We start from the raw sequence: 25,276 nt of genomic DNA on the forward strand, positions 1-25,276 counted from the left end.
ATTAACGGCCAAACGATGTCACGTTGGGCCGGCTCCCCGGAAGTCCAGGTACGGCTGATGACACTAGGTCAATTTTGCCTTTCATTTTCAGGTATGCGCGGCGTGCTCTGACCTGCTCCCGGTTGATTATCAGATGCCAATTTTAGTCATGGATCCCGGCTGTTATGACAAATGCGAACTTCCGCTGTTCGCTCTTAACGGACTGACGGTCTCATCGGTCAACTAGACCTCTAAAAGTTATCGATGGTCCTTTTTTGTGTACCCAAGGGTGTACACATACATGTGATAAGAATTTAAAAATGCATTAAAAACAATACATTATTGTTTTAATGGTTTTTCACATTAAGAAAAGCAAATAAGCTTTGCTGCTCTCACGAAAGCCCGCGATGATCGCGGGCTTTTTTTGCCCAGGCATACCGCCGGTTTTCCCTGTGTGAAGTCAATCACTATTCACTTTTAACCATGTTTAAATCTAAGAAAGTAGACAATCGTCGAATTTTCATCTTAAAGTCCAGGGTCCGGTACTAGACAAAACTAGCGCCTGGTTATCAAATGGTTAACTAACTTTTCGCCGCATGTAAAAAATCGGCCAGATACGTAACTGGCCGGCGTACCTGCTGGTGTTTACAAGCACGACGACATACCTTTCGGGAGAATTATGCAATCCACTGTTAATCAAAAAGAGAGCCGAACGTTCTTCGGCCACCCGTATCCGCTCGGTTCGCTGTTCTTTACCGAGATGTGGGAGCGTTTCTCGTTTTACGGCATTCGTCCGTTACTGATCCTGTTTATGGCCGCCACCGTCTATGACGGCGGGATGGGTCTGGCGCGTGAAAACGCCTCGGCGATTGTCGGTATCTTTGCCGGTACCATGTACCTGGCTGCACTGCCGGGCGGCTGGCTGGCGGATAACTGGCTCGGTCAGCAGAGAGCCGTCTGGTACGGTTCGATCCTGATTGCGCTCGGTCACCTGTCGATTGCGCTCTCGGCTATCATGGGCAACAACCTGTTCTTTATCGGCCTGATGTTCATCGTGCTCGGCTCCGGGCTGTTCAAGACCTGTATTTCAGTGATGGTCGGTACCCTGTATAAAAAAGGCGACGCGCGTCGCGACGGCGGCTTCTCGCTGTTCTATATGGGTATCAACATGGGCTCGTTCATCGCGCCGCTGATTTCCGGCTGGCTGATTAAAACCCACGGCTGGCACTGGGGCTTTGGCATTGGCGGTATCGGGATGCTGGTGGCGCTGATTATCTTCCGCGTGTTTGCCGTTCCGGCCATGAAACGCTATGACGGCGAAGTCGGCCTCGACTCCACCTGGAACAGCCCGGTGGTGAAGCGTAACGGCGTGGGCGTTTGGCTGCTGGCGCTGGCGGCAGGTGTGGCAACGCTCGTGACGCTGATTGCGCAGGGCGTGATTGTGATTAACCCGGTCGCGGTAGCCAGCGTGCTGGTCTACGTGATTGCGGCATCCGTTGCCCTCTACTTTATTTATCTGTTTGTCTTTGCTGGACTGAACCGTAAAGAGCGCGCCAGACTGCTGGTCTGCTTTATTCTGCTGATCTCCGCGGCGTTCTTCTGGTCCGCGTTTGAACAGAAGCCAACCTCGTTCAACCTGTTTGCCAACGACTACACTAACCGCATGATCGGCGATTTCGAAATCCCGGCTGTGTGGTTCCAGTCAATCAACGCCCTGTTCATCATCCTGCTGGCACCGGTGTTCAGCTGGGCGTGGCCGAAGCTGGCGAGCATGAACATTCGTCCGAGCAGCATCACCAAGTTTGTTATCGGTATTCTGTGTGCCGCAGCGGGCTTTGGCCTGATGATGCTGGCGGCACAGAACGTGCTGAGCAGCGGTGGGGCGGGCGTATCGCCGTTCTGGCTGGTTGGCAGTATCCTGATGCTGACGCTCGGCGAACTGTGTCTGAGCCCGATTGGTCTGGCGACCATGACGCTGCTGGCGCCGGAGAGAATGCGCGGTCAGATGATGGGGCTGTGGTTCTGTGCGAGCGCGCTGGGTAACCTGGCGGCGGGTCTGATTGGCGGCCACGTGAAGGCCGACCAGCTGGATATGCTGCCGGATCTCTTTGCGCGCTGCTCCGTCGCGCTGCTGATTTGTGCCGCGGTACTGATCGTCCTCATAGTTCCGGTACGCCGCATGCTGGAAAATGCGCAGACTAAACCGGCAGCTGAAGCCTGATAATGTTCAGCCTACCGGGGCAGTTATCCTGTCCCGGTAAAACCCAACAGGAGAGAATATGTCGATTACCTGCCCGGATTGCCAGGCACCGCTTGAGCCCGTGAACGGGGTGGCACACTGCGAGAGCTGTAATAAGGATATTGCGCTTGAAGCCCGCTGCCCGGAGTGCCATCAGCCACTCCAGGTCTTAAAGGCCTGCGGGGCGGTGGACTATTTCTGCCAGAACGGCCACGGCTTAATTTCTAAAAAGCGCGTGGAGTTTGTTCGGGCCGAAGGTTAATCGCACACGCAGCCTTCGCCTTTCTTCCACAGCTCGACCAGCGACTCGGGCGCTTCCTGCTCCGGTATCAGCACGATGATATCGGCGTAGTGCGCCTGATTTTGCCCGGTCCAGATAATCTGGATGCGGAAATAGCGCTGGTCGCCGCTACCGGGTGACGAGGCCTGTCCCGGCGGCTGACCGCGCGGAAAGGCCTGCTCCAGGATGCTTATCAGGCGCTGGCGCTGGGCCTCATTGAGCGAGGAGAGCGCGATGGTCCGCTGTCCGCTCAGCTTGGGAATATAGGCGACGCCGCCTTCCCGGGCCAGCTCAACCACGGCGTCATCCGTCAGTTCCGGAACCTGCATTTACAACACTCCCACCTGTTCCCAGGCTTGTTTAATGGCCGCCCCAACGTCGCCGCCGGAGCGTTTCTCTCCGTGCGCTATCGTCAGTTTTGCGAAGGCCTCAAAATCTGCATCCTGCGCCAGATTGCGATCGCAAACCGTGTCGTACCAGGCATAACCCGCTTTTTCCCAGGCGTAGCCGCCGATCGCCGTCGCGGCCAGATAAAATGCCCGGTTGGGGATGCCGGAGTTCAGATGTACACCGCCGTTATCCTCACGCGTTTTGATGAAATCCTTCATATGTGCAGGCTGCGGGTCTTTGCCGAGCAGCGGATCGTTGTAGGCGGTGCCCGGTTCAGACATCGAGCGCAGCCCTTTGCCGTTGATGCCTTTCGCCAGTAATCCCTCACCAATCAGCCAGTCCGCTTTATCGGCGGTTTGCTTCAGATGGTACTGCTTCACCAGGGAGCCAAACACGTCCGACAGCGACTCATTCAGCGCGCCGGACTGCTCAAAGTAGATAAGCCCGGCTTCGGTCTCGGTCACGCCGTGGCTCAGCTCGTGCGCCACCACGTCGATGGCGATGGTAAAGCGGTTAAATATTTCCCCGTCGCCGTCGCCAAATACCATCTGCTGACCGTTCCAGAAGGCGTTCTGATATTCCCGACCGTAGTGAACGGTGCCGGTTAAAATAAGCCCTTTGTTATCGAGCGAATTGCGCTGATATTCTTTCCAGAAGAAATCATGGGTAATACCCAAATACTCGTAGGCTTCATCCACCGCTACATCGCCGTTCGACGGCTGGCCTTCGTAACGCACCTGCGTACCCGGCAGCTCCTGGGTTTGCTTCGCATCGTAGATATCCCGCTCCAGCTGCCCGGCTTTATTCACGTGCGGCGCGGCGGGTTTGCCCGGCATATGGGCCATCAGCGTCTGGACGTGGGTTAAGGTCTGGCGGGCACAGCGCTGCTGCGGCTCGGAACCGCTTTCGATAATACGACGAAGAATATACGGGGGAATCACGCTATAAAGATGGGACATGCTGCTCTCCTTATTAAAAAAGGGAATAGCAGCAGTATAGTAAGTAACCGGCGAAGAATTATCCGGTTTTACGCTGACGCGTCTTTTTCACCGGTTTAATTGATTTCACTTCGCTTTCTACCCAGCCGTCTGACAGACGCGTCGTCAGCACATCGCCGGTATTCACCTGTTTGGTTTGCTTGAGCACCTTGCCGTCCGTCGCCGTCGTCACGCTATAGCCGCGCGCCAGCGTGGAGAGGGGGCTGACCGCTTCAAGGTGGGTCACCGCATTGCCAAAGCGTTCGCGGGTGGTGCTCAGTCGCGCACGGAGAGTTTCCGCCAGACGGTACTCCAGCTGCTGAATCCGCGTTTGCGCGCGATAAATTTTCGGCTGCGGGTTCTGCTGGTTCAGACGCTGCGTCACGCGCTGCTGGCGCGACACCGCGCGCTTGATCTGCGTGTCCATCGCCACGTTCATGCGCTGGCGAAGACGCTCCAGCACGGTTTGCTGACGCGCCAGACGCAGCTGCGGATGTTGCTGCTGAAGACGGTGATGAAGCTGGGTAAAGCGACGGGTCCGGTTGGCGAGGTAGTAGTCCATCGCCATCTCAAGACGCTGCTGTGCGCTCTGGATCTGACGCAGCAGCTCCAGCTGGTTGCGGCTGACCACCTCTGCCGCCGCGGACGGCGTCGGCGCGCGGAGATCCGCGACAAAATCGGCGATCGTCACGTCCGTTTCGTGGCCGACGGCGCTCACCACGGGGATAAGGCTGGCAAAGATTGCCCGCGCCACGCGCTCGTCGTTAAAGCTCCACAGGTCTTCCAGCGAGCCGCCGCCGCGTCCGACGATTAAGACGTCGCACTCCTGACGCGCGTTCGCCAGCTCAATGGCGCGCACAATTTGGCCCGGCGCATCGTCACCCTGCACGGCGGTCGGGTAGATGATCACGGGCAGGGAAGGGTCGCGACGCTTCAGCACGTGCAAAATATCGTGCAGCGCCGCACCAGTTTTTGAGGTGATGACACCCACGCAGTGGGCAGGCGAGGGCAGGGGCTTTTTGAACTGCTGGTCGAAAAGTCCCTCTTCCGAGAGCTTAACCTTTAACTGTTCATACTTCTGCTGCAGCAGGCCTTCCCCCGCAGGCTGCATGCTCTCGACGATAATTTGATAATCACCGCGCGGCTCATACAGGGTGATATTGGCGCGCACCAGAACCTGCTGGCCGTGCTGTGGACGGAACGTCACGCGGCGGTTGCTGTTGCGGAACATCGCACAGCGCACCTGGGCGGTATCGTCTTTTAGCGTAAAGTACCAGTGGCCGGAGGAGGGCTGCGTGAAGTTAGAGATCTCACCGCTGATCCAGACCTGCCCCATTTCCTGCTCAAGCAGCAAACGCACCGTCTGATTCAGGCGGCTGACGGTATAAATTGAGGGGGATTGAGAGGATAACATGTGAGCGGGATCAAATTCTAAATCAGCAAGTTATTCAGTCGATAGTAACCTGCTGAGAGGCAATCGCAAGCTTTTTTATAAAAAAGTGTAGATGCAATCGGTTACGCTCTGTATAATGCCACGGCAATATTTAACCACCCAGGTCAGAGATATTGCCCATGCTACGTATCGCTAAAGAAGCACTGACGTTTGACGACGTCCTCCTCGTTCCCGCTCACTCCACTGTTCTGCCGAATACTGCCGATCTCAGCACGCAGTTGACGAAAACCATTCGTCTGAACATTCCTATGCTCTCTGCGGCAATGGACACCGTGACTGAAGCGCGCCTGGCTATTGCCCTGGCACAGGAAGGTGGCATTGGCTTTATTCACAAAAACATGTCTATCGAACGTCAGGCGGAAGAAGTTCGCCGCGTGAAGAAACATGAATCCGGCATCGTGTCCGATCCGCAGACCGTTCTGCCAACCACCACCCTGCACGAAGTGAAGGCCCTGACCGAGCGTAACGGCTTTGCCGGTTACCCGGTGGTGACCGAAGAGAACGAACTGGTGGGCATCATCACCGGTCGTGACGTGCGTTTCGTGACTGACCTGAACCAGCCTGTCAGCGTGTACATGACGCCAAAAGAGCGTCTGGTTACCGTTCGCGAAGGTGAAACCCGCGACGTGGTGCTGGCAAAAATGCACGAAAAACGCGTTGAAAAAGCGCTGGTTGTTGACAGCAACTTCCACCTGCGCGGCATGATCACCGTAAAAGATTTCCAGAAAGCAGAACGCAAACCGAACGCCTGTAAAGACGAGCATGGCCGTCTGCGCGTTGGCGCTGCGGTAGGCGCAGGTGCTGGTAACGAAGAGCGCGTTGACGCGCTGGTTGCTGCGGGCGTTGACGTCCTGCTGATTGACTCCTCTCACGGCCACTCCGAAGGCGTTCTGCAGCGTATTCGCGACACCCGTGCCAAATACCCTGACCTGCAGATCATCGGCGGTAACGTGGCAACGGGCGCAGGCGCTCGTGCGCTGGCTGACGCTGGCTGCAGCGCGGTGAAAGTGGGTATCGGTCCTGGCTCTATCTGTACCACACGTATCGTGACCGGCGTGGGCGTTCCACAGATCACCGCGGTGTCTGATGCGGTTGAAGCGCTGGAAGGCACCGGTATTCCGGTTATCGCTGACGGCGGTATCCGCTTCTCTGGCGACATCGCGAAAGCGATCGCTGCGGGTGCAGCAGCGGTGATGGTGGGCTCCATGCTGGCCGGTACCGAAGAATCCCCGGGTGAAATCGAACTCTACCAGGGCCGTTCTTACAAATCCTACCGCGGCATGGGCTCCCTGGGCGCGATGTCCAAAGGTTCCTCCGACCGTTACTTCCAGACCGATAACGCCGCTGACAAACTGGTACCGGAAGGTATCGAAGGTCGCGTTGCCTATAAAGGCCGTCTGAAAGAGATCATCCACCAGCAGATGGGCGGCCTGCGCTCCTGTATGGGTCTGACCGGCTGTGGTACCATTGACCTGCTGCGTACTAAAGCGGAATTCGTACGCATCAGCGGTGCGGGTATCCAGGAGAGCCACGTTCACGACGTGACGATCACCAAAGAGTCCCCGAACTACCGTCTGGGCTCCTGATTTTTCTTCGCCCGACCTCGTGTCGGGCGATTTATTTCATCTGTTTCACTTGCCTCGGAATTAGCGTCAATGACGGAAAACATTCATAAACATCGCATTCTCATCCTGGACTTCGGTTCGCAGTACACTCAGCTGGTGGCGCGTCGCGTACGTGAACTGGGCGTTTACTGTGAACTGTGGGCGTGGGATGTCACGGAAGCACAGATTCGCGAATTCAATCCAAGCGGCATCATCCTGTCCGGCGGCCCGGAAAGCACCACCGAAGAGAACAGCCCGCGCGCGCCGCAGTACGTGTTCGAAGCGGGCGTGCCGGTATTCGGCGTTTGCTACGGTATGCAGACCATGGCGATGCAGCTGGGCGGCCACGTAGAAGGCTCTAACGAGCGCGAGTTTGGCTATGCGCAGGTAGAAGTCGTCACCGACAGCGCGCTGGTGCGCGGTATCGAAGACTCCCTGACCGCAGACGGCAAACCGCTGCTGGACGTGTGGATGAGCCACGGCGACAAAGTCACCGCTATCCCGTCTGACTTCGTGACCGTTGCCAGCACAGAGAGCTGCCCGTTTGCCATCATGGCGAACGAAGAAAAACGCTTCTACGGCGTGCAGTTCCACCCGGAAGTAACTCACACCCGTCAGGGTATGCGCATGCTGGAGCGCTTCGTGCGCGACATCTGCCAGTGTGAAGCGCTGTGGACCCCGGCAAAAATCATCGACGACGCCGTTGAGCGTATCCGCCAGCAGGTTGGCGATGACAAAGTGATCCTCGGCCTCTCCGGTGGCGTGGACTCCTCCGTGACCGCGATGCTGCTGCACCGCGCTATCGGCAAAAACCTGACCTGCGTCTTCGTGGACAACGGCCTGCTGCGCCTGAACGAAGCCCAGCAGGTTATGGACATGTTCGGCGACCACTTCGGTCTGAACATCGTTCACGTGGAAGGCGAGCAGCGCTTCCTGGACGCGCTGAAAGGCGAGAACGATCCGGAAGCGAAGCGTAAGATCATCGGCCGCGTGTTCGTGGAAGTGTTCGACGAAGAAGCGCTGAAGCTGGACGACGTGAAGTGGCTGGCGCAGGGCACTATCTACCCTGACGTGATCGAGTCTGCGGCCTCCGCCACTGGCAAAGCGCACGTCATCAAATCTCACCACAACGTGGGCGGCCTGCCGAAAGAGATGAAGATGGGTCTGGTTGAACCGCTGCGCGAGCTGTTCAAAGATGAAGTGCGCAAGATCGGTCTGGAACTGGGTCTGCCGTACGACATGCTCTACCGTCACCCGTTCCCGGGTCCGGGTCTGGGCGTGCGCGTGCTGGGCGAAGTGAAGAAAGAGTACTGCGACCTGCTGCGTCGTGCGGACGCGATCTTCATCGAAGAACTGCACAAAGCTGACCTGTACAACAAAGTAAGCCAGGCGTTCACCGTGTTCCTGCCGGTTCGCTCCGTTGGCGTGATGGGCGATGGCCGTAAGTACGACTGGGTTGTTTCCCTGCGTGCGGTAGAAACCATCGACTTCATGACCGCGCACTGGGCGCACTTGCCGTATGACTTCTTAGGCCGCGTGTCTAACCGCATCATCAACGAAGTGAACGGTATTTCCCGCGTGGTGTATGACATCAGCGGTAAGCCACCGGCTACGATTGAGTGGGAATGATTTCGCGTCTGGCATAGACTTGCATCAAAGAGCACTAATACACTTACTAAGCCCGCGTAACTGCGGGCTTTTTTCATTATTGGCTTGACATGGTCTGGCAATTTTTCGCATGGCCAAGCACCCGCTTTCTATGGCATGGTAAATGGTACCATTTAAACCTGATGCCATGTTCAACACTCGATACCACATTGCTCTTGATGGTGTGATTAGGGGTTGAATTTATATAACTAATTTTAATATGGATATTTTTATGAGGTCGGGCTTTTTGAGCATGGTATTTTTAAGAGGAAACCCAACCCGGTCATACTGAGTGATACCAGGCTGTGCAACCTCAAGCCTAAGGAAAATCTCTACAAAGTGAATGACCGTGACGGCCTCTATGTGGCCTTCACGCCTGCGGGTTCGATTTCATTCCGCTATAACTACTCGATCCACGGCAGGCAGGAGGCTATCAAGCGAATGCCATTGCTTAATCCCAGCATGCTGTCATGAATAAAGGAATTCGACCATGAGTGAAGAGTGGATTCTCCAGACTAAGGAAACCCGCAGGGTATTTTCTAACGCGGCATGGGTTCCTTTGAGAGCGTCAGTTGAGAGCAATAAAGGGGATCTAAAAGAAGTAGGCTATGTCAGAGAATATTTCGGCTGTGGCTCTGTTGCATTCCCGTCAGAGCATCGCCAGCTAGTTGAGGAACGTCTTGGATGGAGCGACATAGGCATTGGGCACACAGTCGCGCCTTATGCATACGAAGATGGATATTATGCGTCCATTGACCAATATCAATACAATGATAAAGAGCCAATAGGTGTCAATCTAGTCTATGAACACCCGCAGCCTGTTGTTGGTGGTAGAAAATGGATACTGAGCCCTGATTTGGTTGTCGCGCTACACTTGGTCAAAGAGGGGGGCAACTGGGTCAGGCCTGAAGAAAATTTCGTTGTGGTAGCTCGCGAGACAGTGAGTGAGGATGGCGAGCATAGTCAGATAGAAATTAAAAGAGAATTTTTACTCGACTATCTAGCGGCCAGAAATCTGTCGCTTCGCCTTTCATACTACCGACAGAGGGTAGAAAATGTCCCCGTATTTGAGGGGAGCGCATATTCAAATTTGCAGCCTCACAATGAGGAAAGAGATAACGGTAAATTTACCCTAATCGTTCGCAAGCTTGATGACGTCTTTGGGGGACGCTGGGCGATGTTCCGAGCCTGGCGAACGGACGTAGACGAGGGTGAAGACGCCCCTGTGATGGGCCCTGAGAATGACTCGAATACTGACTATGAAAGTTCTGAGGGGCATCGTGGAGGCTATAAAGGTGTACGGGTAGAGGGGGAGTTTTGGCGTGATGAATGGATAGACCACCAATCAAAAAGCCTTCGCGTTCGCGGAGATGCAGATCCGAACCTCCCGCAATTCATCGTGGAAACCGATGGAACGCGATTGAGATCAGCAGAGCTTGATAACGAGGACATAGGCCGCTGGCTATGGTTTCGGGTCAGCGTCGTGAATGAGCTTCTCAATTGTCGAGGATTTAAGTTGGCGTGGTACACGGCTGAAACTGGAGCTATTAATTCCACATCAGGATATAAAACGCATTTCGGCATAAACAGTTCGGATCTTATCACCGTATATGCTTATGACATCGCACGACTCGCCCCATGGGAGCAGCATGTTTGGGCGGGGCATAATGTAGCTCCTGAAGGAAAGGTTTCAAGTGAGCTGCTGGACGCGCAGGTGAGAGCGAAACCGGCATCCACATATGCGGTTGAAGAAATGTTTTTTGGAAGCATGAGGCTTTTGGAAGACGGCTTCAGGCATAAATACGAAATATCGCTGTTCACCCATGATATTGATGACTTCGAAGTAGGGCAGCAAATATCTAGGTTTGCATGCAAAGATAGAGGGACCCTACTCAGACTAGCCAAGGACATCATTCGCGTATTCTCGGATAGGCTCAACGTAACCGAGCTACGCAAGCTTTCTACACACCAAGAGAAAGCCAAGCTCGGTTCAAACAAGTTACTTCAAAGTATTTTGGCTGAGAAAATTGGATATGATAAAGCCAAGAGAGTATTTGCTGAGATTGCAGGTGCTTATGATATGCGAGTGGGAGATGCACACCCTACAGGCTCGAAGATAACAGATGCGATCAAGCTCGCGGGCGTCGATGAAGAAGACTCGCCGTTGCGGCAGGGAGAGCAACTCATTCACAACGTTGGGCGATCGATTTGGTACATAGGGAAATTCTTGTTTGGCGAGACTGACGAGTCGGACGAGTAGCAATGACTGTTTCTGGCCAGTTTCTGTCAGTCCTGACAAGCGGTACTGCCAAGAACGGACGGATTTTTAGTGGCCTAAGCAGGTTATTCTTAAGGCTGAGGGCATCATCCCATAAATAGACCTGCTATACATCCACACGACTGTGGAATTTACTGTTAAAATTCAAAAAATACTAAGTTTATAATAAATTCCGTCATTTTTAATATATCTTATAAAGCGTACATTTAAGTAAAGCTTTCTACGAAGCCTTTTAACTCTTTCAAAGAATATGGGGGGATTCGAGTATGTGCAATTCGATGACATGTTGGACACAGCGAAATAAGGTCATCTAAAATTGTTTTTCTTTTTCCTAAACTGATTGGATTTATGTGGTGACAATCTATAATGTATTTATTGTTTACGAAGTATCGTTTCTCACATGACTGACAAGTGTAGTTATCCTTTTTCTTCCGCGCTTCAGCTAATTTTTTATCTCTTGCACTTGTCATTCGACTTGAGTCTTTTCTATATCCCTCTTCGGCTTCAGTTGAGTCAGGATCTAAATACCTAGGATTTACCTGTTCTTCGTTTTTCAAATATATCCTTTCGAAGCCACCATTGCCTTTTCCAACAAAAGAAGTCCAGTTTGTGTTTGTTTTTAAGGCTAATATCAGATTTTTTATGAAGATTCTATAGCGCGGATATTGCTTTCCTTTCCTTTCGGTATACTCTTCAGCTTTTTTTTCGACAAATTCACCAATGTAGATATGATTAAGGGTGCTTGTTTGGTGAAAAACAATTACATAATCATCGACCCTGTCTTTTGATACAACCCAACAACCAGTAGATGATAATCCCTTTTCATCGATGAAAAAGTTGTACCCCTTTGTTTTGACAGCAACAGCAGTACAACCTTTAGGCAAAATATCTAAATATGAATCCATTTAAAACTCCATATGAATTGTTCTTTCTGCATATTTATTTCTGATTAGTATTCGATTGGGGATAATATCCCTCTGATCTCACGCTTTCTCATACAGTTTTTGTTTATCTCTCACTTCCCTTCACCCAACCGATACGCCAGCGCCACTACCAGCGACTGCACCAGGCACAGCGTCGCCGACTGAGACCGGAACGCGTCCACCTGCGCCTCTTTCACCACAAAGCAGAGATCGCTGAACGTCGCCAGCGGGCTTATCTGGCTGTCCGTAATCACAATCTGCCGCGCGCCGACGCTGGCGGCGGTTTCGCTGACCATCACCGTCTCTTCCGCGTACGGCGAGAAGCTTATCGACACCACGATGTCGCGCGCCTTAATGCGGCTAATCTGCTCGCGCAGCATCCCGCCCATGCCGTCGAGCAGGATAGGGCGGCACTCCAGGTGGCTCAGGGCGTAGGTGAGGTAGGCCGCGACGCTAAACGAGCGGCGCAGTCCGGCGATGTAAATAGTGTCGGCGTCGGCCAGCAGCTGTACCGCGCGCTCCAGCATTTCCGGCTCGGCGCGGGCGGCCAGCTGCTGCAGCGCCTGCGCGTTCGAGCGGGCGAACTCCTGCAGAATATCGAGCGGCGTTTCCGGCACGGCCTCGCTCTCCATTTCGCGGAACAGCCGCGCGCGGTCGCTGTAGCTGGCGGTCTCCTCCACCAGGTTCATGCGAAACAGCTGTTTCATTTCGTTGAAGCCGGTGAAGTCAAAGGCGTTAGCAAAGCGGATCAGCGTCGAGGGCGGCACGTCGGCGCGCTCGGCAATGACGGCAACCGTATCGAAGGCCACGCTGTTGGTATTGTCCAGCACGTAGCGGGAGACCTGCTGCAGCCTCTTGCTCAGGCTATCGTAGCGATCGCGGATTTGCTGCTGCAGTTCGTTCAGGCTGGTTGCTGTCGTCATCTTTTCCCCCAAATACAGTCATATGATTCTAAACGCAAAACCGCGTCTTTTAAATGTCGGCCATCCATCTGGCAGCAAAAATGAAACAGAAGATTCAGTCATTTCCTCGCCCGAAATTCCTTAATAGCGCACGCGGCGTCAGTGATGCTGGCTGTTAACATAAAAATCCATCCTTGATCACAATAATCATCATTTATTTTATTTCAACTTAAAATGGAATATTTGTTTCATATATAGTGGTCAGTACACAGTGTTCAGGTCACAGTCACGTATCAACAGCGAGAGGTTAAGGATGGAGACGGTAGCGAATTTTATTCACGGCGAATGTGTCACCGGTTCAGGCCAGCGCGTTCAGGCGATCTTCAACCCGGCCACCGGCGAGCAGATCCGCCAGGTGGTGATGAGTACGGCACAGGAAACAGAGCAGGCGATTGCCGCCGCGCAGCAGGCGTTTCCGGCGTGGGCGCGTCATGCTCCGCTTAAGCGCGCGCGCGTGATGTTCCGCTTCAAAGCGCTGCTGGAGGAGAACATGGAGCGCCTGGCCCGCCTCATCAGCGAAGAGCACGGCAAGGTCTTCTCCGACGCGGTGGGCGAACTGACCCGCGGCCTGGAAGTGGTGGAATTTGCCTGTGGTATTCCGCATCTGCAAAAGGGCGAACACTCGGCGAACGTCGGGACCGGCGTCGACAGCCACTCGCTGATGCAGCCGCTCGGCGTCTGCGCCGGGATCACGCCGTTTAACTTCCCGGCGATGGTACCGATGTGGATGTTCCCGATTGCGCTGGCGACCGGCAACACCTTCGTGCTGAAGCCGTCGGAAAAAGACCCTTCCCTGGCGCTCGCGCTGGCGCAGCTGCTGAAAGAGGCCGGCCTGCCGGACGGCGTCTTCAACGTGGTGCAGGGCGATAAAGAGTCCGTTGACGTGCTTCTGACCGACCCGCGCGTGCAGGCGGTGAGCTTTGTCGGCTCCACGCCGATTGCGGAATACATTTACCAGACCGCGTCCGCCCACGGTAAGCGCTGCCAGGCGCTGGGCGGTGCGAAAAACCACTGCATTTTAATGCCGGATGCCGACATGGAGATGGCGACTAACGCCATCATGGGCGCGGCCTACGGCGCGGCGGGCGAGCGCTGCATGGCACTTTCAGTAGTACTGGCGGTGGGGGATAACACCGCCGATGACCTCTGCGCCCGGCTGGAAAAACAGATTGCCGCGCTACGCGTCGGGCCGGGGCTGGACCAGACGCCGGAAAACGAAATGGGACCGCTCATCTCCTCCGCGCACCGTAGCAAGGTGCTGGGCTACATCGACAGCGGGGAAGCGCAGGGGGCGAAACTGCGCGTGGACGGGCGCGGCTTTAGCGTGAAGGGCCACGAGCAGGGCTATTTCGTCGGGCCGACGCTGTTCGATAACGTCACCCCGGAGATGACTATCTATAAAGAAGAAATTTTTGGTCCGGTGCTTTCTGTGGTGCGCGTAGCAGATTACGCCAGCGCAGTGGACCTGATTAACCGCCATGAATATGGTAATGGCTCGGCAATCTTCACCCGCGACGGCGGCTGCGCGCGCCGCTTCTGCGAAGAGGTGCAGGCGGGCATGGTGGGCGTCAACGTGCCGATCCCGGTGCCGATGGCGTTCCACAGCTTCGGCGGCTGGAAGCGCTCGATTTTTGGCGCGCTCAACGTCCACGGCAACGACGGCGTGCGTTTCTACACCCGAATGAAAACCATCACCGCGCGCTGGCCGGAAATGCAGCAGGAGACAGGCGCTGCGTTCTCCATGCCGACGCTGGGCTGACAGGAGGCGTTATGCAAACCGAACGTATGACCATGGCTCAGGCGCTGGTCCGGTTCCTTAATCAACAGTACGTTAGCGTGGATGGCCACGAGACGCCCTTCGTGGAGGGCGTCGCCACCATCTTTGGACACGGCAACGTGCTGGGTATCGGCCAGGCGCTGGAGCAGGAGCCCGGCCATCTGCAGGTGATGCAGGGCTGCAACGAGCAGGGCATCGCCCATATGGCGACAGGATTTGCCAAACAGCATCGGCGTCAGCGCATCTTTGCCGTCACCTCCTCTGTCGGGCCGGGCGCTGCCAATATGGTCACGGCGGCGGCCACCGCCACGGCGAACCGCATCCCGCTGCTGCTGCTCCCGGGCGATATCTACGCCAGCCGCCAGCCGGACCCGGTGCTGCAGCAGATCGAGCAGTATCACGATCTGAGCATCAGCACCAACGACTGCTTCCGCCCGGTCTCCCGCTACTGGGACCGCATCAACCGCCCGGAGCAGTTAATGAGCGCCATGTTAAACGCGATGCGAACACTTACTGACCCGGCAGATACCGGTGCGGTGACGATTTGCCTGCCGCAGGACGTGCAGGGGGAAGCCTGGGATTACCCGCTGAGCTTCTTCGCGCGTCGCGTGCACCACATCGAGCGTCGTCCGCCCGATCCGCAGCGTCTGGCGCAGGCGCGGGCGCTGATTGCCCGCAAACGCCGTCCGCTGGTGGTGTGCGGCGGTGGCGTACGCTATTCCGGCGCACATGAGGCGTTTCGCGAATTTGTCGAGACGCTGCAGCTGCCGTTTGCCGAAACCCAGGCCGGAAAGGGGGCGCTGGTAAGTGACCACCCACTTAACCTCGGTGGCGTAGGGGTGACGGGCGGAATGGCGGCCAACCAGCTCGCGCCGCAGGCCGATCTGGTGATTGGCATCGGCACGCGCCTGACCGACTTTACCACCGGCTCCAAGGCGCTCTTTTCCCATCCGGACGTCGAATTCCTGCTGCTGAACGTGGCTGAGTTTGATGCCCTGAAGCTGGACGCCACGGCGCTGATTGCCGACGCTCAAACCGGGCTCCAGGCATTGACCCACGCGCTCGGTGATTACCGCAGCGGCTGGGGAGAGGCGATCGCTGAGGCGAAATCTGCCTGGCGCGACGAGTGCCGTCGCCTGTGGGATCGCCAGTGGCACCCTGACGACGCGCCCGAAGTGGCGGGGCACCTGGACGCGCAGCTGGCGGAGTACGGCGAGACGCTCAACACCCGCCTGACCCAGACGCGGGTGCTGGGGCTGATCAACCAGCATATTGAAGATAACGCCATCGTGGTGGGCGCGGCCGGTTCGCTGCCGGGCGATTTACAGCGCCTCTGGCAGGTCAAAACGCCGGACAGCTATCACCTGGAGTACGGTTACTCCTGCATGGGCTACGAGATTGCGGCAGCCCTCGGCGCGAAGCTTGCCCGACCCGGGCAGCCGGTATACGCCATGGTGGGGGATGGCTCCTACATGATGCTGCACTCCGAGCTGCAAACCGCCGTTCAGGAGGGCATTAAGGTCACCGTTCTGCTGTTTGACAACGCCAGCTTCGGCTGCATTAACAACCTGCAGATGGGGCACGGCATGGGCAGCTTTGGCACGGAAAACCGTCGACGCAACCCGGAAACCGGACGGCTTGACGGGCCGCTGGTGAAGGTCGACTTTGCGCAAAACGCGGAAAGCTACGGCTGCCGCGCGTGGCGCGTGCACGACGAGCAAACCCTGCTGGCGGCGCTGGAGGCGTCCCGCGCGCATCCGGGCCCGACGCTGCTGGACATCAAAGTGCTGCCGAAGACCATGACCCACGATTACGCCTCCTGGTGGCGAACCGGTGATGCGCAGGTGGCGGCGTCGTCTGCCGTGCGCGAAGCTGCGGAGCAAACGCAGGCACAGGTGAAAAAAGCCCGTCAGTATTGAGTTTTCCCGAAGTAACGAAATTTTCATTTCATTTTTATTTTTACCCTCACCCTAACCCTCTCCCAAAGGGAGAGGGGGACGGATCGGTGCGGTTTTTTCTCCCTCACCCCTTTGCAATGGAGGGGTATCACTACTGCCATGTTGTGAGATTGATAACAAAATTTATCTCATTCATCTCAAAAGTGTTAACCTACACTCAAAAATATAATTTTCACTATTTATAAAAATGAAATAAATGTTTTATTTATAGGGTCGTTAGTTCACAGCATTCACCAACACCGGGAGCCGTTATGTTTAACATTGCTTTACTGGGCGCTGGCCGAATTGGCCAGGTACATGCAGCTAACATCGCCAGCCACGGCGCGACCACGCTCTGGTCCGTGGTTGACCCGAATCAGGAATTTGCCACCCGCCTCGCCACGCAGTATCAGGCCCGCCAGCAGAGCCTGGATGAAGCGATGACCGACCCTAACGTTCATGCCGTGCTGATCGCCTCCGCCACCGATACCCACGCGGACCTGATTGAAATGGCCGCCCGCCACGGTAAGGCCATCTTCTGTGAAAAGCCGGTACACCTCGACCTCGCCCGCGTGCGCGACTGCCTGAAGGTGGTCAAAGAGTACGACGTGCCGCTGTTTATCGGCTTTAACCGCCGCTTTGACCCGCAGTTCCGCCGCGTGAAAACCGACGTGCAGGCCGGGCGCATCGGCAAGCCGGAATCGCTGCTGATCATCTCCCGCGACCCGTCTCCACCGCCTACGGAGTACGTGCGCGTCTCCGGCGGCATGTTCCGCGATATGACCATTCACGATTTTGACATGGCCCGCTTCATCATGGGCGAAGAGCCGGTGTCGGTGTATGCCCAGGGCAGCAACCTGGTGGATCCGGCGATTGGCGAGGCGGGGGATATCGATACCGCGTTTATCGTTCTGAAATATGCCTCCGGCGCGATGGCGACCATCGTCAACAGCCGCCGCTCCTCGTATGGCTACGACCAGCGTCTGGAGCTGCACGGCTCCGAAGGGCTGCTGTGCGCGGGCAACATTCTGGAAAACCAGGTGCAGCACTACGGCAAACAGGGCTGCACCAGCGCGCTGCCGGAACACTTCTTCCTGCAGCGCTACAAATCCGCTTACGCCGCGGAATGGGAACACTTTGTTGCGGTCCTGCGCGGCGAAGCGGTGCCTGACTGCAGCGGCGATGATGGTGAACGTGCGCTGTACCTTGCGGATAAAGCGCTGGAGTCACTGCGCAGCCAGCGCGAGATCGTCCTCTAAACACCACAACCCTACACAGAGAGACATAATAATGAAAAAACTGATCGTAGCCGCCCTCATCGCCATGACGTCCGGGGCCGCTCTCGCCGAAAACGAGCAAATTGTTTTCAGTACGCCAAACCTGGCCATGCCGTTTGAAGTTCACATGCAGCGCACGGCGGTAAAAGCCGCAAAAGAGATGGGCGTGAAGCTTCAGGTGCTGGACGGGCAGGGCAGTTCACCGAAGCAGGTGGCTGACCTGGAAAACGCCATCACCCGCGGGGCGCAGGGCTTTATCGTCTCCCCGAACGACGTGAACGCGGTCTCCAGCGCGGTGGATGAAATTCAGGATGCGAAGCTGCCGGTGGTCACCCTTGACCGCTCCGTCGACAGTCAGAAGAAAGTGCCGCACTTTGGCGCCAATAACTACAAAGGCGGCCAGGCGATTGGCGACTTCGTCAAAACCAAATTCCCCGACGGGGCGGAGATTATTCTGCTGACCGGCCAGCCGGGCTCCTCCTCCAACATCGAACGTACCAAAGGGATCCGCGACAGCCTGAAGGCAGGCGGGGATAAGTACAAGATCGTCGCCGATCAGACCGGCAACTGGATGCGTTCTGAAGGGATGCGCATCGTGGAAAGCGTGCTGCCCTCGCTGCCGAAACGTCCTCAGGTGATCCTCTCCGCCAACGACGACATGGCGCTGGGGGCGATTGAAGCGCTGCAGAGCCAGGGCGTGAAGCCGGGCGAAATTCTGGTCACCGGCTTTGATGCGGTACCGGAAGCGCTGGCCCGCGTGCGCGACGGCTGGCTGGCGGTGACGGCGGATCAGCGTCCGGGCTTTGCGGTGCAGACGGCGATGAGCCAGCTGGTGGCCAACGTGCGCGAGAAAAAAGCCATCACTGGTGCCGACTACCCGCCGACGCTGATCACCAAAGAAAACCTGCAGCAGGCTGAGCGTATCGGTGAGGCCGGTAACTGATTTATCCGCAGCCGCCGCTGGCGCGGCGGCTCACTCTAAAGGAGGAGCAGACCGATGTCGCAACCCTTACTGAAAGTGACCGACCTGGCAAAAAGCTTTTCCGGCGTCTGGGCGTTAAGCAGCGCCCAGCTGACCGTCGGCGCGGGCGAGATCCACGCCCTGCTGGGGGAAAACGGGGCGGGTAAATCCACGCTGCTGAAGGCGCTCGCGGGGGCGCAGCCGCAAACCCGCGGGGAGATCTGGTTCAATGGCGAAACGCTGCCGGTGGACGACTCCCCGGTGGAGCGGCAGAACAAGGGCATTATCACCATCTATCAGGAATTCAACCTGCTGCCCAACATGACCGTCGCGGAAAACATGTTTCTCGGGCGCGAGCCGCGTAAACGTAACCTGATCGTCGACGAAAAGGCGGTCAATCAGGAGGCGCAGGTCATTCTCGACTATCTGCAGCTGAACGTTGCGCCGACCACCCCGGTCGCCCGCCTGAGCGTTGCCCAGCAGCAGATGGTGGAGATCGCCCGGGCGCTGACCCTCAACGCCAGGCTCATCATTATGGACGAACCCTCCGCCGCGCTGAGCGACAGCGAGGTGGAAAGCCTGCACCGCGTGGTGCGCGAGCTTAAAAACCGTGGCGTGAGCATTATCTATGTCACCCACCGCCTGCACGAAGTTTTCCAGCTCTGCGACCGCTTCACCGTTTTTCAGGACGGCCGCTTCACCGGCACCGGGGCGGTGGCGGAGACCAACGTCGAACAGCTGATCCGCCTGATGGTCGGTCGCGACGTGGCCTTTAATCGCCGCCCCGCCAGCGAAACGCATCATGAGGACAAACCCGTCCGCCTGGCGGTGAAGGGGCTGAGCCGCGAAAAGCCGCCGCTGGATCCGCACGGCATCGCCCTGCACGACATCAGCTTCCACGTCCACGCCGGGGAAGTCTTAGGCATTGCCGGACTGGTGGGCGCGGGACGCACCGAGGTGGCGCGCTGCCTGTTTGGCGCAGACGCGTTTACCGCCGGGAGCTTTGAGCTGGACGGCGTACCGTACCAGCCGCGCGACCCGCTCTATGCCCTTGACCAGGGCGTGGCGCTGGTACCGGAAGATCGCAAAAAAGAGGGGGCGGTGCTGGGGCTGTCGATTCGCGACAACCTGTCGCTCTCCTGCCTCTCTTCGCTGCTGCAGTGGCGCTGGTTCGTGAACACCCGCAAAGAGGACGATCTGATCGAGTCCTACCGCAAGGCGCTGCAGATCAAAATGGTCAACAGCGCGCAGGAGGTGCGCAAGCTCTCCGGCGGTAACCAGCAAAAAGTGATCCTCGCGCGCTGCATGGCGCTCAACCCGCGGGTGCTGATCGTCGATGAGCCGACGCGCGGCATCGACGTGGGGACCAAATCAGAAGTGCACCAGGTGCTGTTTGACATGGCGAAAAAGGGCGTGGCGGTGATCGTGATCTCCTCCGATCTGCCTGAAGTGATGGCGGTATCAGACCGGATCATCACCCTCAGCGAAGGCCGGGTGACCGGCGAGATCCACGGTGACGACGCTAACGAAGAACGGCTGATGACGATGATGGCCATCAACCACAACGCCCTGAACGCGGCATAACGGAGTTTCTCATGACGCAGATGATTTCCAAAACGCAGGCCCCGGTCAAACGCGCCGGACGCATCGATCCCATCGCCTTCTTCGAGCGCTTCGGGGTTCTGATTTTCATGATCCTGCTGCTGATCTTCTTCCAGTCGCAGAACAGCAACTTTTTCTCTGAACGCAATATTTTCAACATCCTGACCGAAGTCTCCATCTACGGGATCATGGCCGTGGGGATGACCTTTGTCATCCTGACCGCCGGGATTGATCTCTCCGTGGGCTCCATTCTGGCGGTCTGCGCCATGACCGCGGCGTACGTGATCAAGGGCGACAACTTCACCACCGTCGACCCGAACGCCTGGGGCGGCATGAGCTGGCTGATTGGGCTCGGGATTTGCCTGGCGATGGGGACGGCGATTGGCTTCCTGCACGGTCTGGGCGTGACCCGCCTGCGCCTGCCGCCGTTCATCGTGACCCTCGGCGGGATGACCATCTGGCGCGGCCTGACGCTGGTGATCAACGACGGCGCGCCGATCGCCGGTTTCGATCCTGGCTACCGCTGGTGGGGGCGCGGGGAGCTGCTCGGCATCTCTATTCCTATCTGGATCTTCGCCATCGTCGCCCTCGGCGGCTATCTGGCGCTGCATAAAACCCGCTGGGGGCGCTTCGTTTACGCCATCGGCGGCAACCCGGAGGCTGCGCGCCTGGCGGGGGTCAACGTCAAGCGCGTGCTGGTCAGCGTCTACGTGCTGATTGGCTGCCTGGCGGGGCTGGCGGGCTTCATTCTGAGCGCGCGTCTGGGGAGCGCCGAGGCGGTGGCCGGGATCTCCTTTGAGCTGCGCGTCATCGCCTCGGTGGTGATTGGCGGCACCTCGCTGATGGGCGGCTACGGGCGCATCGGCGGCACCATTATCGGCTCCATCATCATGGGGATTCTGATTAACGGCCTGGTGCTGATGAACGTCTCGGCCTACTACCAGCAGATTATCACCGGATTAATTATCGTTCTGGCGGTGGCGTTTGATACCTACGCCAAGAGCCGTCGCGGCGCACTGTGAGGATCACGATGAAAGAGGTTCGTATTGGATTGATTGGCACCGGGTATATCGGCAAGGCGCACGCTATCGCCTATGCCCAGGCCCCGACGGTGTTCAACCTGCGCGGCAGGCTGGTGCGCGAGATGGTGGCGGAAGTCACGCCGGAGCTGGCGGCAGCGCGCGCGCAGGCGTTTGGCTTCAACCGCTCCACCGGCGACTGGCGGGCGCTGGTGGCCGACCCGGCGATTGACGTGGTGGATATTTGCTCGCCCAACCATCTGCATAAAGAGATGGCGCTGGAGGCGATCCGCCACGGCAAGCACGTCTACTCGGAGAAGCCACTGGCGCTGAACGCCCACGACGCGCGGGAGATGGTCGACGCCGCGAAGCGGGCCGGGGTGAAAACGCTGGTGGGGTTCAACTACATGAAAAACCCGACCGCGCAGCTGGCGAAGGAGATTATCGCCCGCGGCGAGATTGGCGAGGTGATCCACTTCTACGGTACCCACAACGAAGACTATATGGCCGACCCGCTCTCGCCGATCCACTGGCACTGCTTCAAAGAGACTGCCGGACTGGGCGCGCTGGGCGATCTCGCGGCGCATATCGTCAATATGGCCCAGTACCTGGTGGGAGATATCGAGCAGGTCTGCGGCGACCTGAAGATCGTGGTCCCGGAACGTCCGGCGAAGGCCGGATCGTCAGACATGATTACCGTCGAAAACGAGGATCAGGCCCACGCGATGGTGCGCTTCGCGGGCGGGGCGCAGGGCGTGATTGAAACCTCCCGCGTCGCCTGCGGCCGCAAGATGGGGCTGTCGTACGTCATTACCGGGACGAAAGGCGCCATCAGCTTTACCCAGGAGCGCATGGCGGAGCTGAAGCTCTATCTGCATGACGATCCGGTTAACCGTCAGGGATTCCGCACCTTACTTGTCGGCCCTGCACACCCCGACTACGCCGCGTTCTGCATGGGCGCAGGTCACGGGATAGGCTTTAACGATCAAAAAACGGTGGAGGTGCGCGACCTGGTGGACGGGATTGCCGCCGACGCGCCGATGTGGCCGGACTTCGAAGAGGGCTGGAAGGTGTCGCGCGTGCTGGACGCGATCGCGCTCTCGCACCAGGAAGGCCGCTGGCTGAACGTGAACGACATTGTCTGAAGAGGGTTCAACGTGGAAAAGCAGTTTGATGTGATATGCATGGGCCGCGTGGCGGTAGACCTCTACAGTCAGCAGATTGGTGCCCGTCTGGAGGATGTGTCGAGCTTTGCCAAATACCTCGGCGGCTCGTCCGGCAACGTGGCGTACGGCACCGCGCGCCAGGGCCTGCGCTCGTCGATGCTGGCGCGCGTCGGCGATGAACATATGGGCCGCTTCCTGCGCGAAGAGCTCAACCTGGTGGGGTGCGATACCAGCCATCTGATCACCGATAAAGACCGCCTCACGGCGCTGGTGCTACTCGGCATTAAAGACCGGGACACCTTTCCTCTGATTTTTTATCGCGATAACTGCGCGGATATGGCCATTACGGCCAGCGATGTGGACGAAAGCTACATTGCCTCCGCACGTTGTCTTGCCATCACCGGGACTCACCTTTCTCATCCTCAGACCCGCGAGGCGGTGCTGACGGCGCTGGGCTATGCCCGCCGTCACGGCGTGCGCACGGTGCTGGACATCGACTACCGTCCGGTGCTGTGGGGGCTGACCTCCTTAGGCGACGGTGAAACGCGCTTTATCGCCGCCGATAAGGTCACCCGCGAGCTGCAGGAGGTGCTGCACCTCTTTGACGTCATTGTCGGTACCGAAGAGGAGTTTCACATTGCGGGCGGCAGCACGGAGACCCTGCAGGCGCTGGGGCAGGTGCGTGTCGTGAGTGACGCAACGCTGGTCTGCAAGCGCGGCGCCCTCGGCTGCTCGGTCTATACCGACGCCATTCCGCCCCGGCTGGACGACGGCCTGACGGTGACCGGCGTGCGCGTGGAGGTGCTGAACGTCCTCGGCGCGGGGGACGCGTTTATGTCCGGCCTGCTGCGCGGCTACCTGAACGATGAGGGCTGGGAGCAGGCGTGCCGCTACGCCAACGCCTGCGGCGCGCTGGTGGTGTCGCGCCACGGCTGCGCCCCGGCCATGCCGAGCAAAATCGAGCTGGATGACTATCTCTCCCGCGCTGCGAACGTGCCGCGCCCGGATCTCGACCCGCGTCTTAACCACCTCCACCGGGTGACCACCCGCCGCCGCGAGTGGCCGGAGTTGTGCGTGATGGCCTTCGATCACCGCAGCCAGCTTGAGGATATGGCGCTGCAGTGCGGCGCGTCGCTTAAGCGTATTCCGGCGCTGAAGCAGCTGATCCTGCAGGCCAGCCGCGAGGCGGCGAGCCGGGCCGGGCTGGAGGGCAAAGCCGGCCTGCTGTGCGACGGCACCTTTGGTCAGGACGCGCTGAACGCCATCACCGGCGAGGGGTGGTGGATTGGTCGCCCCATTGAGCTGCCGGGCTCGCGTCCGCTGGAGATGGAGCATGGCAACATTGGCACCCAGCTCATCAGCTGGCCGCAGGAGCACGTGGTGAAGTGTCTGGTCTTTTTCCACCCGGAAGACGCTCACGGCCTGCGCCTGGAGCAGGAGCAGAAAATTGCCGAGGTGTATCACGCCTGCTGCCAGTCCGGGCACGAGCTGCTGCTGGAGGTGATCCTGCCTGCCAGCATGCCGCGTAGCGACGAGCTCTACCTGCGCGCCATTTCCCGCTTCTACAACCTCGGCATTTACCCCGACTGGTGGAAGCTGCCGCCGCTCTCTGCCGACGGCTGGACGGCGCTGAGCGAGATTATCGAACGCCGGGACCCGCACTGCCGCGGGGTGGTGATCCTCGGTCTTGACGCCCCGGCGGAACAGCTGCGCGCCGACTTTAAAGCGGCAGCGGGGCAGACGCTGGTGAAAGGCTTCGCCGTGGGGCGCACGCTGTTTGGCGATGCCTCCCGCGCGTGGCTGAAGCACGATATTGACGATGCGCAGCTGGTGGCGCGCATCCGGGACAACTACCTGCAGCTTATCGCCTGGTGGCGCGAGCGCGGACACGCATAATGGAGACGACAATGAGTGTACAACTGGGCATTAACCCGCTGACGTGGACGAACGACGATCTGCCTTCTCTCGGCGCGGAGACGTCGCTTGAGACCTGCCTGAGCGAAGGTAAAGAGGCCGGTTTCGCCGGTTTCGAGCTGGGCAATAAGTTCCCGCGCGAAGCGCGCCTGCTTGGCCCCATCCTGCAGCGCCACGACCTGCAGCTGGTCTCCGGCTGGTACTCCGGCCGCCTGCTGGAGCGCAGCGTGGAGGAGGAGATTGCCGCCGTGCAGTCCCACCTGACGCTCCTGCGCGAGCTGGGGGCAAAGGTGCTGGTGTTTGCGGAAGTGAGCGGCTGCATTCACGGCGAGCAGCAGACACCGGTGCACCTGCGCCCGCGCTTCCCGCAGGCGCGCTGGAAGGAGTACGGCGAGAAGCTTACCGAATTTGCCCGCTACACCCAGCAGCAGGGCGTGCAGATTGCCTACCATCACCATATGGGCACGGTGATTGAGTCCGCCGACGACGTGGACAATCTGATGACCCACACCGGCGACGCGGTGGGGCTACTGCTGGATACCGGTCACCTGACCTTTGCCGGGGCCGATCCGCTGGCGGTTGCGCAGCGCTGGGCGTCGCGTATCAACCACGTTCACTGCAAAGACGTGCGTGCCGACGTGCTGGCGGATGTGAAAAACCGTAAAACCAGCTTCCTTGATGCGGTACTGAGCGGCGTGTTTACCGTGCCGGGCGACGGCTGCGTGGATTACCCGCCGATCATGCGGCTGCTGAAGGCGCAGAACTATCACGGCTGGCTGGTGGTGGAGGCGGAGCAGGATCCGGCCATTGCCCATCCGCTGACCTACGCCCGTCTGGGGTATAACAATCTGAGCCGTCTGGCGCGCGACGCTGGACTGATTTGAGGAGGTG

19 protein-coding genes and 1 pseudogene are annotated in these 25,276 nt (G+C 58.1%); 15 read left to right on the forward strand and 5 right to left on the reverse strand.

The genetic code is table 11. The annotated features are described in order from the left end of the window. Positions 1–658: 658 nt before the first annotated feature. The gene (locus CWR52_RS18405; RefSeq protein ID WP_104950354.1) at positions 659–2,200 is read left to right on the forward strand and encodes a peptide MFS transporter; all 1,542 of its coding nucleotides are present in this window, start codon (positions 659–661) and stop codon (positions 2,198–2,200) included. A gap of 58 nt (positions 2,201–2,258) precedes the next feature. After that, positions 2,259–2,480 carry a zinc ribbon domain-containing protein gene (locus CWR52_RS18410; RefSeq protein WP_104950355.1) on the forward strand — a complete coding sequence of 74 codons (222 nt, stop codon included), beginning with the start codon at positions 2,259–2,261 and terminating at the stop codon, positions 2,478–2,480. Here CWR52_RS18410 and CWR52_RS18415 read toward each other — a convergent pair. From CWR52_RS18415 to xseA, 3 genes are read right to left on the reverse strand one after another with little or no spacing between them, the layout of a single operon-like run. Next, a complete protein-coding gene (locus CWR52_RS18415) occupies positions 2,477–2,827 on the reverse strand; it encodes a protealysin inhibitor emfourin (RefSeq protein WP_104950356.1) in 351 nt (116 codons plus the stop codon). The genes CWR52_RS18410 and CWR52_RS18415 overlap by 4 nt on opposite strands. Beyond that, positions 2,828–3,847, reverse strand: coding sequence for a M4 family metallopeptidase (locus CWR52_RS18420; RefSeq protein ID WP_104950357.1), 1,020 nt, complete (start codon positions 3,845–3,847; stop codon positions 2,828–2,830). Between the two features lie 58 nt (positions 3,848–3,905). After that, positions 3,906–5,279, reverse strand: a complete 1,374-nt coding sequence (gene xseA, locus CWR52_RS18425; protein ID WP_104950358.1) for an exodeoxyribonuclease VII large subunit — start codon at positions 5,277–5,279, stop codon at positions 3,906–3,908. 158 nt (positions 5,280–5,437) lie between these two features. Between xseA and guaB the strand changes: the two genes are divergently transcribed. The 4 genes and pseudogenes from guaB to CWR52_RS18445 all read left to right on the forward strand — a co-directional run bounded on the left by guaB (position 5,438) and on the right by CWR52_RS18445 (position 10,829). Then, on the forward strand, positions 5,438–6,904 hold the full coding sequence (gene guaB, locus CWR52_RS18430; RefSeq protein ID WP_008502128.1) for an IMP dehydrogenase: 1,467 nt from the start codon (positions 5,438–5,440) through the stop codon (positions 6,902–6,904). A gap of 69 nt (positions 6,905–6,973) precedes the next feature. After that, the gene (gene guaA, locus CWR52_RS18435; protein ID WP_024908661.1) at positions 6,974–8,551 is read left to right on the forward strand and encodes a glutamine-hydrolyzing GMP synthase; all 1,578 of its coding nucleotides are present in this window, start codon (positions 6,974–6,976) and stop codon (positions 8,549–8,551) included. Positions 8,552–8,854: 303 nt separating this feature from the next. Then, positions 8,855–9,004: pseudogene (locus CWR52_RS18440) on the forward strand (Arm DNA-binding domain-containing protein); the annotation flags it as partial. Between the two features lie 55 nt (positions 9,005–9,059). Then, positions 9,060–10,829, forward strand: a complete 1,770-nt coding sequence (locus CWR52_RS18445) for a hypothetical protein (protein ID WP_104950359.1) — start codon at positions 9,060–9,062, stop codon at positions 10,827–10,829. 224 nt (positions 10,830–11,053) lie between these two features. Here CWR52_RS18445 and CWR52_RS18450 read toward each other — a convergent pair whose 3' ends face one another. Together CWR52_RS18450 and CWR52_RS18455 are read right to left on the reverse strand one after the other, a co-directional pair. Beyond that, on the reverse strand, positions 11,054–11,752 hold the full coding sequence (locus CWR52_RS18450; protein ID WP_104950360.1) for an HNH endonuclease: 699 nt from the start codon (positions 11,750–11,752) through the stop codon (positions 11,054–11,056). A 110-nt stretch (positions 11,753–11,862) separates the two neighbouring features. Further along, entirely contained in the window at positions 11,863–12,693 is an 831-nt protein-coding gene (locus CWR52_RS18455; RefSeq protein WP_008502123.1) for a MurR/RpiR family transcriptional regulator, read from the reverse strand. Between the two features lie 292 nt (positions 12,694–12,985). Here CWR52_RS18455 and CWR52_RS18460 point away from each other — a divergent pair, with 292 nt between their 5' ends. The 9 genes from CWR52_RS18460 to iolE all read left to right on the forward strand — a co-directional run bounded on the left by CWR52_RS18460 (position 12,986) and on the right by iolE (position 25,269). Continuing rightward, on the forward strand, positions 12,986–14,491 hold the full coding sequence (locus CWR52_RS18460; RefSeq protein WP_104950361.1) for a CoA-acylating methylmalonate-semialdehyde dehydrogenase: 1,506 nt from the start codon (positions 12,986–12,988) through the stop codon (positions 14,489–14,491). A gap of 11 nt (positions 14,492–14,502) precedes the next feature. Next, positions 14,503–16,428, forward strand: coding sequence for a 3D-(3,5/4)-trihydroxycyclohexane-1,2-dione acylhydrolase (decyclizing) (gene iolD / locus CWR52_RS18465; protein WP_104950362.1), 1,926 nt, complete (start codon positions 14,503–14,505; stop codon positions 16,426–16,428). A 290-nt stretch (positions 16,429–16,718) separates the two neighbouring features. Further along, positions 16,719–17,705, forward strand: a complete 987-nt coding sequence (iolG, locus tag CWR52_RS18470; protein ID WP_104950363.1) for an inositol 2-dehydrogenase — start codon at positions 16,719–16,721, stop codon at positions 17,703–17,705. A gap of 31 nt (positions 17,706–17,736) precedes the next feature. Next, positions 17,737–18,666, forward strand: a complete 930-nt coding sequence (locus CWR52_RS18475; RefSeq protein ID WP_008502118.1) for a sugar ABC transporter substrate-binding protein — start codon at positions 17,737–17,739, stop codon at positions 18,664–18,666. Positions 18,667–18,720: 54 nt separating this feature from the next. Beyond that, positions 18,721–20,268, forward strand: coding sequence for a sugar ABC transporter ATP-binding protein (locus tag CWR52_RS18480; protein ID WP_032675318.1), 1,548 nt, complete (start codon positions 18,721–18,723; stop codon positions 20,266–20,268). An 11-nt stretch (positions 20,269–20,279) separates the two neighbouring features. Beyond that, entirely contained in the window at positions 20,280–21,308 is a 1,029-nt protein-coding gene (locus CWR52_RS18485; protein WP_023308786.1) for an ABC transporter permease, read from the forward strand. A gap of 8 nt (positions 21,309–21,316) precedes the next feature. Beyond that, positions 21,317–22,450, forward strand: coding sequence for a Gfo/Idh/MocA family protein (locus CWR52_RS18490; RefSeq protein ID WP_104950364.1), 1,134 nt, complete (start codon positions 21,317–21,319; stop codon positions 22,448–22,450). Between the two features lie 12 nt (positions 22,451–22,462). After that, entirely contained in the window at positions 22,463–24,367 is a 1,905-nt protein-coding gene (locus tag CWR52_RS18495; RefSeq protein ID WP_104950365.1) for a bifunctional 5-dehydro-2-deoxygluconokinase/5-dehydro-2-deoxyphosphogluconate aldolase, read from the forward strand. Between the two features lie 11 nt (positions 24,368–24,378). Further along, entirely contained in the window at positions 24,379–25,269 is an 891-nt protein-coding gene (gene iolE, locus CWR52_RS18500; protein WP_045908575.1) for a myo-inosose-2 dehydratase, read from the forward strand. Positions 25,270–25,276 lie beyond the last annotated feature (7 nt).

Source organism: Enterobacter sp. SGAir0187, assembly GCF_002952735.2.
Classification (GTDB): Bacteria; Pseudomonadota; Gammaproteobacteria; order Enterobacterales; family Enterobacteriaceae; genus Enterobacter; species Enterobacter quasiroggenkampii.

What these genes read in the sequence shown, in the direction of transcription:
- CWR52_RS18405 (WP_104950354.1), top strand. Translation starts at nt 659, where the DNA reads ATGCAATCCACTGTTAATCAAAAAGAGAGCCGAACGTTCTTCGGCCAC.
- CWR52_RS18410 (WP_104950355.1), top strand. Translation starts at nt 2,259, where the DNA reads ATGTCGATTACCTGCCCGGATTGCCAGGCACCGCTTGAGCCCGTGAAC.
- CWR52_RS18415 (WP_104950356.1), bottom strand. Translation starts at nt 2,827, where the DNA reads ATGCAGGTTCCGGAACTGACGGATGACGCCGTGGTTGAGCTGGCCCGG.
- CWR52_RS18420 (WP_104950357.1), bottom strand. Translation starts at nt 3,847, where the DNA reads ATGTCCCATCTTTATAGCGTGATTCCCCCGTATATTCTTCGTCGTATT.
- xseA (WP_104950358.1), bottom strand. Translation starts at nt 5,279, where the DNA reads ATGTTATCCTCTCAATCCCCCTCAATTTATACCGTCAGCCGCCTGAAT.
- guaB (WP_008502128.1), top strand. Translation starts at nt 5,438, where the DNA reads ATGCTACGTATCGCTAAAGAAGCACTGACGTTTGACGACGTCCTCCTC.
- guaA (WP_024908661.1), top strand. Translation starts at nt 6,974, where the DNA reads ATGACGGAAAACATTCATAAACATCGCATTCTCATCCTGGACTTCGGT.
- CWR52_RS18445 (WP_104950359.1), top strand. Translation starts at nt 9,060, where the DNA reads ATGAGTGAAGAGTGGATTCTCCAGACTAAGGAAACCCGCAGGGTATTT.
- CWR52_RS18450 (WP_104950360.1), bottom strand. Translation starts at nt 11,752, where the DNA reads ATGGATTCATATTTAGATATTTTGCCTAAAGGTTGTACTGCTGTTGCT.
- CWR52_RS18455 (WP_008502123.1), bottom strand. Translation starts at nt 12,693, where the DNA reads ATGACGACAGCAACCAGCCTGAACGAACTGCAGCAGCAAATCCGCGAT.
- CWR52_RS18460 (WP_104950361.1), top strand. Translation starts at nt 12,986, where the DNA reads ATGGAGACGGTAGCGAATTTTATTCACGGCGAATGTGTCACCGGTTCA.
- iolD (WP_104950362.1), top strand. Translation starts at nt 14,503, where the DNA reads ATGCAAACCGAACGTATGACCATGGCTCAGGCGCTGGTCCGGTTCCTT.
- iolG (WP_104950363.1), top strand. Translation starts at nt 16,719, where the DNA reads ATGTTTAACATTGCTTTACTGGGCGCTGGCCGAATTGGCCAGGTACAT.
- CWR52_RS18475 (WP_008502118.1), top strand. Translation starts at nt 17,737, where the DNA reads ATGAAAAAACTGATCGTAGCCGCCCTCATCGCCATGACGTCCGGGGCC.
- CWR52_RS18480 (WP_032675318.1), top strand. Translation starts at nt 18,721, where the DNA reads ATGTCGCAACCCTTACTGAAAGTGACCGACCTGGCAAAAAGCTTTTCC.
- CWR52_RS18485 (WP_023308786.1), top strand. Translation starts at nt 20,280, where the DNA reads ATGACGCAGATGATTTCCAAAACGCAGGCCCCGGTCAAACGCGCCGGA.
- CWR52_RS18490 (WP_104950364.1), top strand. Translation starts at nt 21,317, where the DNA reads ATGAAAGAGGTTCGTATTGGATTGATTGGCACCGGGTATATCGGCAAG.
- iolE (WP_045908575.1), top strand. Translation starts at nt 24,379, where the DNA reads ATGAGTGTACAACTGGGCATTAACCCGCTGACGTGGACGAACGACGAT.